The organism is Myxococcus xanthus, assembly GCF_013116825.1.
In the GTDB taxonomy this organism is placed as follows: Bacteria; Myxococcota; Myxococcia; order Myxococcales; family Myxococcaceae; genus Myxococcus; species Myxococcus xanthus_B.
In genome coordinates this window covers 90799-101896 of sequence record NZ_JABFNS010000008.1, presented here as the reverse complement: position 1 = coordinate 101896, position 11098 = coordinate 90799, and the positions used below count along the sequence as shown (strand labels likewise).

9 protein-coding genes and 1 pseudogene are annotated in these 11098 nt (G+C 68.3%); 3 read left to right on the top strand and 7 right to left on the bottom strand.

Annotated elements, in window-relative coordinates:
- Both HNV26_RS04170 and HNV26_RS04165 read right to left on the bottom strand, forming a co-directional pair.
- Positions 1 to 753, bottom strand: a pseudogene (locus HNV26_RS04170) (hypothetical protein); the annotation flags it as partial.
- A 34-nt stretch (positions 754 to 787) separates the two neighbouring features.
- Positions 788 to 1630 carry a hypothetical protein gene (locus HNV26_RS04165; RefSeq protein WP_171445440.1) on the bottom strand — a complete coding sequence of 281 codons (843 nt, stop codon included), beginning with the start codon at positions 1628 to 1630 and terminating at the stop codon, positions 788 to 790.
- Between the two features lie 157 nt (positions 1631 to 1787).
- Between HNV26_RS04165 and tnpB the strand changes: the two genes are divergently transcribed.
- Positions 1788 to 1940 carry an IS66 family insertion sequence element accessory protein TnpB gene (gene tnpB / locus HNV26_RS04160; protein WP_171445439.1) on the top strand — a complete coding sequence of 51 codons (153 nt, stop codon included), beginning with the start codon at positions 1788 to 1790 and terminating at the stop codon, positions 1938 to 1940.
- A 415-nt stretch (positions 1941 to 2355) separates the two neighbouring features.
- Here the strand turns inward: tnpB and lnt are convergent, their stop codons facing one another.
- Complete coding sequence (gene lnt, locus HNV26_RS04155; protein ID WP_171445438.1) at positions 2356 to 3984, bottom strand: apolipoprotein N-acyltransferase; 1629 nt, start codon at positions 3982 to 3984, stop codon at positions 2356 to 2358.
- Entirely contained in the window at positions 3981 to 4634 is a 654-nt protein-coding gene (locus tag HNV26_RS04150) for a hypothetical protein (protein WP_171445437.1), read from the bottom strand. The genes lnt and HNV26_RS04150 overlap by 4 nt, the downstream gene beginning before the upstream one ends.
- 80 nt (positions 4635 to 4714) lie before the next feature.
- On the opposite strand from HNV26_RS04150, the gene HNV26_RS04145 reads away from it, so the two are divergent.
- Complete coding sequence (locus HNV26_RS04145; RefSeq protein ID WP_253816203.1) at positions 4715 to 5632, top strand: hypothetical protein; 918 nt, start codon at positions 4715 to 4717, stop codon at positions 5630 to 5632.
- A gap of 101 nt (positions 5633 to 5733) precedes the next feature.
- Here HNV26_RS04145 and HNV26_RS04140 read toward each other — a convergent pair whose 3' ends face one another.
- Entirely contained in the window at positions 5734 to 6786 is a 1053-nt protein-coding gene (locus HNV26_RS04140; protein ID WP_171445435.1) for an SGNH/GDSL hydrolase family protein, read from the bottom strand.
- A 221-nt stretch (positions 6787 to 7007) separates the two neighbouring features.
- Between HNV26_RS04140 and HNV26_RS04135 the strand changes: the two genes are divergently transcribed.
- Positions 7008 to 8309: a chloride channel protein gene (locus HNV26_RS04135; RefSeq protein ID WP_171452766.1), complete on the top strand. Its 1302-nt coding sequence runs from the start codon at positions 7008 to 7010 to the stop codon at positions 8307 to 8309.
- 3 nt (positions 8310 to 8312) lie between these two features.
- Here the strand turns inward: HNV26_RS04135 and HNV26_RS04130 are convergent, their stop codons facing one another.
- Both HNV26_RS04130 and HNV26_RS04125 read right to left on the bottom strand, forming a co-directional pair.
- The gene (locus HNV26_RS04130) at positions 8313 to 10163 is read right to left on the bottom strand and encodes a putative metal-binding motif-containing protein (protein WP_253816206.1); all 1851 of its coding nucleotides are present in this window, start codon (positions 10161 to 10163) and stop codon (positions 8313 to 8315) included.
- Complete coding sequence (locus HNV26_RS04125; RefSeq protein WP_171445085.1) at positions 10163 to 11023, bottom strand: hypothetical protein; 861 nt, start codon at positions 11021 to 11023, stop codon at positions 10163 to 10165. The genes HNV26_RS04130 and HNV26_RS04125 overlap by 1 nt, the downstream gene beginning before the upstream one ends.
- Positions 11024 to 11098: the final 75 nt, after the last annotated feature.

Sequence of the window (11098 nt, the reverse complement as noted above, 5' to 3'; positions counted from 1 at the left end):
CAGCACCCCCAGCACCCCCAGCAGCTTCAAGCCCGAAACGTGGTCGGGAGACGCCGGGGCCCGCGCCAGCGTCCTCAAGCTGGAGAGCAGCCACGGTTGCCGCGCCCAGGCGGCGGCCCACCGGGCGGCGTCCCGGACCTCTGAGGACGCGTCCGCGAGTGCCGTCGGGAAGCGCTGGGCAAGCCGCTGCCGGAAGAGCGCCTGGCCCGGGGCTTCGAGCCACCGGAGCGGCAGCACCGAGACGGTCCCCCACGCGGCGCGGCGGACGTCGGACTTGGCGGCGCCCAGCAGTTCCAGGAGGCGGCCTCCCGGGTCGGGCTGCCCATGAAAGGCCAACGCCTCCAGGGCTGCGATGGCGTGACGCTCCGACGCGCCCGCCACGAGGCCCTTCAGGACGTCCACATGCCGCTCGGGGGGAGCGTAGCGGAGGGCGAGCCGGAAACCCTCCCAGGCGGCACCTTCCAGCCCGGCGGACAGCTCCAGCGTCTGGCGCGCCACGGCCGCGTCCTCCAGCAGGAGGAGGACGTGCGCGGCGCCAAACGCGGCGTACGCGTCCTCGGCCTCCACCAGTCGCGAGCGAAGGAGCGCCCAGGCCTCTTCTCCGGCCAGGACCAGGGCGTCGACATGCGCGGCGATGCGCTCATCCAACTGAACGAGCGCGCGGAAGTCGTACTCCTTGGAGCGCAAGGCCGCATGACGCTGCCGCCACAGCCACTCCAACTCGTCGACATGCACCTCCAGCAGGTCGACCATCCACTCTCCACCGCGAGCGAGCATGGACCGAATCTCAGGGCTGGACGTTCGGCGCGGACGGGGCCACCTCGAAGCGGCCCAGGTCCAGGGTGAGCTGGCCTTCCATCGTCTCCAGACCTCGCTCACCGCGCGAGGTGAAGTAGGTCAGCGCGGCCCGATAGGCGCCAGGGGTGCTCAGCATCTTCTTGCGGACCACGAAGCGGAGCTCCGCGCCCGGCTTCAGCGTGAGGCGCCGGCTCTCAGGAGGTTTCTGGCCTTCTGGCGGGTGCACGTTATCCATCCCCAGTTCCATCCACAGGGAGTCCCCGTCCCGGAGCTGCCCGGGCGGCTTGTCCTTCGACACGAGCAACCGGAGGTTGGTGCGGTCCGGGGCATGGGGGATGAAGGGGTTCTCCGTCTCGATAGCCTGGGTTCCCACGTTGCGCAGCGTGACCTCGAAGGAGACGGGCTTCTCCAGCGGGAAGCGCGGAGAGGTCGGCGCACCTACTCCCCGCAGCACCCGGAGCGGCCGCGTCAGCATATGCTCGGCGGCCTTGCGCATCTCGTTCAGCAACGGCGCCAGGGCGTCCGGGACGGCGTGGAGGGGGAACGTCCGCGTGTCGATGTCCTCGCCGTCGGAGCTCTCACCCACCGACACCGTCTTCGTGTCAGGAGGCAGCTCCGTGGTCACCGGCATGGCGCTGAAATCAATGTCACCTTGCAGTTGTTTCAGCCGCGCATACGTCCCGGGGGGCAACTCGGCCTCGTAGTAGCCAATCTCCTGCCGTCCCAGGAAGTTGCTCGACAGGTCCACGGAGCCCTTGCCTGCCGGAGGAAAGGCGGCCCCCAGGGAGCCATTCGGCAGGTCCATGAACAGCACCAGGTAACCCTTGCTCATCACGTCTCCTTCGCGCTGGGGATGACTGCCAGCGTCAGGTCGCTCCAGGGACGACACAGGGCGCGCCTCCCTCCGCGTGGCGGTGGGCGCGGCGCCCAGAAGTCCCAGCGCCAGTGGCAGCCAATCCAGGCCGCGGACTCCCCATTGGTAGCCTGTCATGCTCATCCGCCCTAGAGCGACAGCAGGCGGGCTGGTGGCCATTGAGCCGGTGGACTTCCGCCGAGGTGTTGATGGCCTGGTGCGGCAGTGCCGGGCGGCCCTCGCGGAGGCCTTCTTCGGCGGGGCGGTATTTGTCTTCCGCAACCGATAGCGAACGGCAGTGAAGCAAGAAGCAGCGCCAGTGGCTGGAGATAGACTCGGCGGAGTTGGCAGGCATTGTCGAGCGGACGAGGACGGGGCGCTGGGCGAGGGCCCGGGCCCCGGGGCATGGACGCTCTGCGGCGGCGGCTTATTCGGGCGCCAGGCGGGAGAAGGTGGCGCACGCCTTGCTGCACGGAGGGGACGCCTGCCAGGGTTGATTGAGGGGCAAGGTGTACCCGCGGAAGGAGCCCTCCGTGCGGGTACGGTTGCAGGGCACTACAGCCGGACTTCGAATCCCTCTCGCAGTAGCTCGCACGACTGGGCGCGCCGCCCCCCCTGACGCGGTAGCGAAATGACGTGACGCGTAGCGGCTCGCGGCAAGCGTGCCGGTGGCACGGAGCATCCCCGCTACGTCCTCATGCCCCTCAGGGCCGAGCCCTCCGCCGCGCCAGGGCCGCGCCCGCGAGGCCCACCACCGCTGACACCAGCGCCCATGGGCTCAGCCAGTCACCCCATGCCAGCGCGAGCGGCGTCAGCGCGGCCGTCTCCGGCACGCGCATGGTGAGTCCCGCGCGCTGGTTGTCGTCCACCTCGGCCACCACCGCGCCGGTGGTGTCGATGAGCGCGGTCACACCCGAATTCGTCACCCTCACCTGTGGCCGCCGCGTCTCGATGCTGCGGAAGGCCGCGTGCATCAGGTGCAGCCGGGGTGCGGGCGTGCCGGTGAACCACGAGTCATTGGACAGCGTGAGCAGCAGCTCCGCGCCCTGCCGCACGCCTTGCGCGACATACTCGGGGAAGATGGTCTCGTAGCAGATGAGCGGCGCCACCCGGAGCTGGCGTCCGTCGCGCAGCGTGAAGCGCACCGCCCGAGGCCCGGGCCCTCGCTTCCAGCGTCCCGTCCACGGCAGCCACTCGCGAAGCGTGGGGGTGTCGATGGCGTCCGGCACCCACTCCGTCAGCGGGAAGAGCATCGTCTTGCGGTACGCGGCGCGCTCGAGCGAGCCTCCAGGTGACGACGGCCCCAGGAACATGGCCGCGTTGAACTCGCGCTCACCCTCCAGGTCGTAGGCGCCGAAGACGAGCGGCACGCCGCGCTCGGAGACGTAGCCGGCGATCTCCGCGTCCAGCTTCGCGCCTGTCTCGCTGCGAGGCGTCCCAAAGGGCGTGGGGTACACCGTCTCCGGCCACACCAAGAGGTCCAGCGGTCCTTCTCGTAGCAGCGCGTCCGACATCGCGTAGTGCGTGTCGAGCACCATCCGCACGACCTGGTAGGCCCCCATCTCCGCCTTCAGCTTCTCGTAGCGGGTGATGTTCGCTTGCACCGCGCCCACCACCAGCCCGCCCTCACGCCGGGTTGCCTCGCGCACCTGCGCATGCCGGAAGGCGCCGTACCCCGACAACACGAGCACCAGCACCGCGAGCCCCGCCATGGGCCGCCAGGCAGCACACCAACCCCGCCGCCGTGCCAGACGGAGCGCCGCGAGCACGCACTCATTGCCCAGCAGCAGCACCAGCGTGAGTCCCGGCGCGCCCGCCACGTCCGCGCCCTGCCGCAGCCACTCGGACGCATAGAGCCCGTGTCCCAGCGTGTCCGCGAAGAGCTTCGGCGTGACGCCCTCCACGCCCACATAGGCGAGCGTCCCCACCAGGGGCGGCAACCAGCCCTGGCCCTCCCGCGCCAGGCGCCGCGCCGCGTACCGGGCCAGCGCGGCGGCGACGAATTGGAGTTGGAGCAGCGGCGCCACCAGCAGGAACAGCGCCCAACCGACCACCGTGGGTGCCCGCGAGTACGCCTGGAGCGCGCCCGGGAACCAGTGAAAGACGGCGGCGGTGAACGTCACGCTGAGCAGCACGCCCAGGCCCAGCGCCTCGCGCGCCGAGCGGGCCCGGTCCAGCGCCGCGAGCCAGGGCACCATCGCCACCCAGCCGAACGCCAGCCATCGCGCCTCCAGCCGCCCGAACAGCGCGAACAGGACCGTGGTCCCCAGGACACCGAGCAGCGCCGCCCCCAGGTGCCACCCGCGTCCCAGCCCCACCTGGACGCCGGTCACGGCGAGGGCGCCCCGCTCTCCGCGCCCTCGGGCAGCTCCAACCGTTGGATGGGCATTCCCGGAGGGGCCAGCTCCTCGGGAACCAGCCCGTCCGCGGGCTTGGGCACTGGCCGCCCGTTCGCATCCACGGGCTGATGGTCGGGATGGAACATCAGCACGGCCGACACGATTTCACCCGTGTCCTTGTACTGGAAATGACGCACGTATCCGGGCGGCAGCTCGAAGTCGTCGGGGACGACGAGGCCCCTCTTGATGGGCTTCGTCCCGGGCCGGTAGAGCTGCATGCCCGTCGGCTCGGACTCCATGGCCGGCTCCTGGACGTCGGTATCGGTAGCCAGTTCGGGAGCAGGCTCGGGGGCGGGCTGCGGAGCTGAAGCCGCGACAGGAGACGGTCGTGTCCGCGGCGCGCGGGCACGCGCCTCGGGCGTGGGAGGCGGAATGGGCAGCGGCGCCTCCGCGAGCGGCGGCGGCGCTTCCACCTCGATGTCGGTCGAGCCCCACCAGACACTCAAGCCAATGCACGCGAGCGTGAAGACACACGCGCCGCCCACGAGCCACACGCCCAGACCCTTGCCCGTTCGAGCGGGCGTGATGTGCGTGACGCCGTCGCTGTCGACACGACGCTTTGGTGCAGGGGACTGCGGCCTCATGTTCTCGCGAAGACCTCCGGGCTGCGTATGCTACGGAGCCACCCCCTCCGAGGCAAACACAGCGCATTCCGCTCGCCCTCATGAGCTCTTCGTCCATTCTCGTCACCGATGCCCCCGGCGGCACGCCACCCGCCCCCTCGCCCGAGCCCGCTCGCTTCGCGGTGCACGCCTGGACACCCGCGCTGCGAGGGCTCGCGGTGGTGACGCAGCTCGCCGCGATGGGCGCCCTGCTCCACTTCACCGCGCAGCTCTGGATGGAAATTTCCGAAGGGACCCAGCGGCTGCAGCCCCAGGCCATCGCCGTCGGGCTGGTGCTGCGAGTCGTGCTACCGCTCGCGTTCGTCTCCGCGCTGCGCCGCAGCCGCCGGGCCACCGTCGCCGTGGACACCCACCAGTGGACCCTGACACTGCGCGGCGGCGCGCGGATGGAGATTCCCTTCGAAGCCGTGACCGCGGTGCGCCCCTGGCGGCTGCCGCTCCCGGGCCCCGGCCTGGCGCTGCGGATGCGGTCAGGCCGCGCTTTCAGCCACGCGCTGGAGGTGGAGGACGCACTGCCCCTGCTGAACGCGCTGGGCCAGCACGGAGCACCAGGCGCCGCGCAATCCCACACGCTGGTTCGTTACGCCCATGCGCGCCATGCCCTGTGGCGCCGGCGCTGGTACCACCTGCTGGTGAAGTTCGTGTTCTTCCCGCTGGTGCCCACGGCCATCCTCTTCTACTCGTACCAGGTCATCTCGTTTGGAGGCGCGCTGGGTGAGTACAGGATGTACGGATTGGACGCGTACCTGCGTTCGTTCGGCCGGTACTACGCGCCCATCTCGTTGTGCCTGCTGCTCTTCGCCTGCTTCTGGCGCGTCGCAGCGGAGGGCGCGTCGCTCCTGGCCGCGTGGCTTCTGCCAGCCTGGGCGCGCGGCGTGCGGCGCGCGGCGGAGTGGTTCTGCAGGCTCGTCTACTACGTCGGGACGCTTGGGTTGATCGGCGCGCGCTTCATGATGTGACGCGCGCCAGGCGCTGGAAACGACAAGGCCCCCGGTTCCCGAAGGCAACCGGAGGCCCAGGCAGCGCGCCCACACCCGAGGCGGGAGCGCGGTCGCAGCGACTACGGCCTGGCGGGGTTGAACTTCGCGCTCTCCCAGCCCATGCGGTCGTGGCCCGTCTTGTTCCAGGTCGAGGTGTCGGTGGGCAGCGCGCCGGTGCCGCCCGAGCTGGAGATGGTGCCACCGGTGTAGGTCGGGTGGGTGTCGTCAGACTGGAGGTAGTCGTAGCTGGTGCTCGCGTTGACGAAGTGCGTGTTCGAGTCGCGCAGCGTGGAGCGCAGCGTGACGGAGATGCGCTGGACGTACGCCGCCTCGGACTCGCCCTCGATGTAGCGGATGGCCTCGGAGTCCACCTTGCCATCGCCGTTGGAGTCATAATCCGCGGCCATGTACTCCGCGAACGAGTCCGCGCACTTGAAGCCGTGGCGAGCCGCCAGGCTGCACGCACGCCAGTTGCTCCTCGCCAGCAGCGGCAGGAACTTCTCCCGCTTGTTCACCACCTGGCCCGTGGCGGAGTCCCGGCACTGGGTGTTCACGTTGTCCGCGTTGAAGCCCGGGTAGTAGATGTTGGAGATGATCTTCGTCGCGGCGGCGGGCGCGTACTGGTTGATGGTCTGCATCGCCCGCTCCATGTACGTGGTGCAGGTCGCCAGCGCGGCCTCCAGGCCGGAGTAGTTGCAGGTGCCCGTCTGCCCCGCGAAGGCGCTGCGCGCCTGGAGGTAGTCGTTGCCGCACATCTCGAACATGACGACGCGGGTGTTGGCCGCCTGCATGTACGAGCGCTCAGAGACAATCTTGTTGTTGTAGATGTCGTCCGCCTTCGCGCCGGACTTGGTGCGGCGGATGACCTCCACGTCCGCGTTCCACTTCCGCGCCAGGTCCTCGCCCTGCACCACGGGCGCAGCGCGGCGGGCCACGTTCCAGAAGAAGACGGAACCGTTGTAGCCGGCGTAGATGGAGTCGCCGTAGGCCACCACGCGGTACTTCGTCGACGTCGACGGCTGGTCGATGGTCCACGACGTGTTCTGGTTGAGGGTGCTCGCCATCGCGCTACCACCGACCGTGAAGGCCGCGCACATGGCGACGACGGACATCCCGCTGTGACGGAAAGACATGCCCCGCTCCTTTGGATTCCCACTGGGGGGTTGTTGGGGGAGCGCGGAGGCTACATGGCGTCGATTCGCAAATCACCCTGAAACAGGGATAACGCATCAAGTCAGAATAGCTGGTGTTGTTATGACCTCACCCGTCTTTGACACGATGTCGTAAGAATGACGCGACGCAAACCTATGACGCAGTGTTTCATCATGTTTCACCCAGGTCCGGAGTGTTTCACGTGAATCTTTCCCGTGGCACGAGAGCGCTGATGCAGTGGCTGCTCCTGGGTGGGCTGGTGGGCGTCGTCTGCGGCGTGGCGTCCGCGGTCTTCTTGTACCTGTTGGACGAAGCGACGCACTTCCGGGAAGGGCACCCGTGGCTGGTGTACGCGCTGCCGGTGGCGGGGCTGGTGCTGGGGGCGGTGTACGGGAAGTGGGGTGGGCCCATTCGCGGGGGCAACAACCTGGTGCTGGACACGGTGCACGCGAGCGACGCCCAGGTGCCGGTGCGCATGGCGCCCATGGTGCTGGTGGGGACGGTGCTGACGCACCTGTTCGGCGGCAGCGCGGGCCGCGAGGGCACCGCGGTGCAGATGGGCGGCAGTCTGGCGGACCTGGTGGCGCGGCGCTTCCGGGTGGGCCCGGACACGCGCCGCGAGCTGCTGGCCGCGGGCATCGCGGGTGGGTTCGGTTCGGTGTTCGGCACGCCGGTGGCGGGGGCGATGTTCGGGCTGGAGGTCGTGGTGGTGGGGCGCATGGGCTACGAGGCCCTGCTGCCCGCACTGGTGGCATCCGTGGTGGGAGACCTGGTGACGCGGGGGCTGGGCATCCACCACACGCCGTATCCGGCGCCGGCGGCGCTGCCGCTGACGGTGGCGGTGCTGGCGAAGTGGTTGGTGTTCGCGGTGGCGGTGGCCGTGGTGGCGGTGGTGTTCGTGGAGTTGATGCACCGGCTGAAGAAGCTGCTGGAGCAGCGCGTGCAGGTGTTGCCGCTGCGGATGGCGCTGGGCGGTCTGGCCGTGCTGCTGCTGTGGCTGCTGGCTGGTACGGATGACTACCTGGGCCTGGGGGTACCGGGCATCCAGCGGGCCTTCGAGGACCCGGCGCTGCCCGTGTCGGCGTTCGCGTGGAAGCTTGCCTTCACGGTGGTGACGCTGGCCGCGGGGTTCTTGGGCGGCGAGGTGACGCCGCTGTTCTTCATCGGCGCGTCGCTGGGCAACGTCCTGGCGCGGCTGTTGGGCCTGCCGTTGGATTTGGGCGCGGCGGTGGGCATGGCGGCCCTGTTCGCGGCGGCGGCGAACACACCGCTGGCGCTGTCCATCATGGCCGTGGAGTTGTTGGGAGCGAACGTGTTGCCCCACGTGGCGATTGTGGCCACGGTGGCGTACCTGCTCACGGGGCAACGGGGCATCTATCCGTCACAGCGGATTGCGCGGATGAAACACGGAGGGCCGCTGCTGGAGCGAATCGTGGCCCTGCGGGAGCTGACCCGCGAGGACCGCGCCCCGCCCTCAGGGCCTGAGGGACGGGGCGGAGGATGAGGGCTACGGCTCCGGGAAGTGGTAGACGTGTCCGTCGTCGCCGACGATCCAGAAGTTGCTTGAGGAGGTCATGGCGATGCCGCGGAGCGGCACGTTCGGTGCGCTTGGGGTGAAGGCTGGGGCCTTGGCCCAGCCGTGTGGGGTCAACCGCTGTAGCCGTCCTGCATTGCCCTCGTTGCCAATGACGTAGGCATTCATGGTCCCGGGCGGGGCAGCCACACTGACGTAGTTGAGCACGGGTCCCGCAGGCGGAAGCACCCGCTCCCAGTCCCTCGACTGGCCACTGCCTTTCACCACCAGGCCGGCGTCGCCCACCGCGTAGATGTGCTCCGCGCTCGCTGCCCACACCGCCCGCAGGCCGCCGTTGTAACCCTCAGTTCCCTGGAGATTGTGCGCAGCCGGAGTGCCCCAGTTGGTGTTGCGGGTATAGAGACTCGCCACCGGCGTCAGCGGTGACGACTCTCCTGTCGAGCCCACTGCATACAGTGCATCCTGGCCGTTCGCATGAAGACCCCAGTACCGACCGGATGAGTCGTGGCGATGAGTCGCCCCTGTAGCCTCATACAAATGGCCCAGAGTAGAGACTGCGAATAGTTGAGCTGGTCTTCCTACTCCAACGACGCTTGAGAAGTAGTCGTTCTTGCCAGGGAGGTCGGCCTGGATTGAGAAGCAGGAGCCCCCATTGTGCTCGCCCATCCAGCCGTCCTCGCCGACCACGACAAGATAATTATTTTCGGGATTGACCCACGCCGCGTGCCAATTCAGCGTGTTTCCGGCCGGCCCACAGTGAGTCGTCGTGTCCCCACTGTGACTCACGAACGCTGAAGTCGCGTCCATCTTCACCGCCAGCTTCCCACCCAATCCCGCCACCCACACCGGGTAACCACTCGGGTGCACCGCCACCGTCCTCCAGTTGCCCCCTGCCAGCACGGGGTCTTCCACTTTCCTCAGCGAGCCGCAGGACATCTGCTCATCCACCTGCCCATCGCAGTCGTTGTCCAGGCCGTCGCAGACCTCCGTCGCCTGGGTGTTCGTGCCGGGGTCAGCGTCATCACAGTCCCGCGTGTTGTCCGTCATCATCGGAGGCAGCGGCGTGCCAGGGCACAGTTCTCCCACCGGCGCGCCGTCCTTCTCGCCCTCTCCGTCGTTGTCCGCGTCCGCATAGAGCGGCGTCGGAGGCGTGCCGACGCAGACCGTCCCCGTCTGCGCGTCGTTGCAGGCATACGTCCCGTTGCAGAACTCCGTGCAAGCCGTCCCCAGGGCCCCCGGCCCATCCGTGAACCGCTCGTCGGCGCGTCCGTCGCAGTTGTCATCCAAGCCGTTGCACGCATCCACGGCGTTTGGATGAATGTCGGCCCGCTCGTCGTCACAATCCCCCGTCACCTCGACATGAAGTTCACTCGGCGGGTCACAGGCCTCCGTGCCAGGCCCATTACGTCCGAAGCTGTCGCGGTCGTGGTCCAGGTACCAGACCTTGTTGACGACACCCGTCTCCATCCGACCGTCGCAGTTATCATCCAGGCCGTTACAAAGTTCCGGAGCGCCAGGATAAGCCTCCGCGCGCGCGTCATCGCAGTCTCCCAAGGTCGTGGCGTAGCCAGCCGGAACAGCGCCACAGAACACGCGCGAAGGCGCATTCACTGCGGCGAAACCATCCCCATCCGCATCAAGGTATGCAACCGTCGGTGAGGCTGAACCACAGGGACTCTCCTGACAGGCACCCAAAACACATACCTGTCCCGATCCACAGGCATGTTGCGCATCACATGCCAAGGGACGTTCCCCTTGGAGTTCCTCCAGGCTTGGGACGGAGCACACGGTGAACAGCAGCAGCAACGCCACGCTCCAGCGCATCATCGTGCTCCCCCTTGCCGCGTGACGGCCTCGTCCCGCTCTCCCAACAAGAGCCAGGTCACCAGGGCACCCGCTGCCGCAACCCCGGCCGTACCAAAGAGGACGTTGGCCGTTCTCGCACTGCGCTGCGCACGGCCGTGATGTTCCACGAGCTGCTCGTGGAACCTCGCCTCCCGAGCGTCCGCGAGCTGTCCTCGGGAAGAGACGCCGAAGGCGGTTCCCGTACCGGTTGCCGCAATGCCAGCCCCCAGCAGCACCAGACTGGCAAGCGGTACCTGCCGCCCTCCTATGCGCCGCCAGGAAGCGCTCGACGTTGCTGTCCTGGCTTGGACCTCCACTGGGCTTGAGGCAGTGGCCTGTTCGGTAGGCGTCAACGCGGCGGGCAGCACTGAAGAGGTGTCCGCAACCGACTCCACTTCCACCTCGGTTTGCTCGATGCGGGCTGATTCTCGCGTGGGCGAGTCCCTTCGTCTACGCGCCAGTTCCGCTTTCGCGAGTGCTCGCTGGGCCTCGAACTCCCGCGCGACCTTGGGGGAAACGCGCAAGGGAAGGCGTGCCTCTGGCTCGAGCAGAAAAGCTGAACGGAACTCGTCACGCGCCGCCTGCCACCGCCCGAGGTCCGCGCTGATGATGCCGCGATGCAATGCAAGCGTCACTCGATCGCGCGACCCTCGGAGGCTCCCTCGAGCACGATCCAGTTGCTCGAGGGCACGCTCGTATTCGAGATCGTCATAGAGGCGTACGGCCTCCGCGACATGACGCTCAAAATCACCATCAGCTCTGGCCGCATGTACTGGAATGAAAATCCATATACATGCGGCGAGCGACAGGCACCGCCTCCAGGTCATGGCAACAAGCATGCCTGGATTTTAGTTCAGACAGACTCCCTGGGCAAAACCCTGCCAACTCCAACCCATCAACCTATCGCTGAGTGG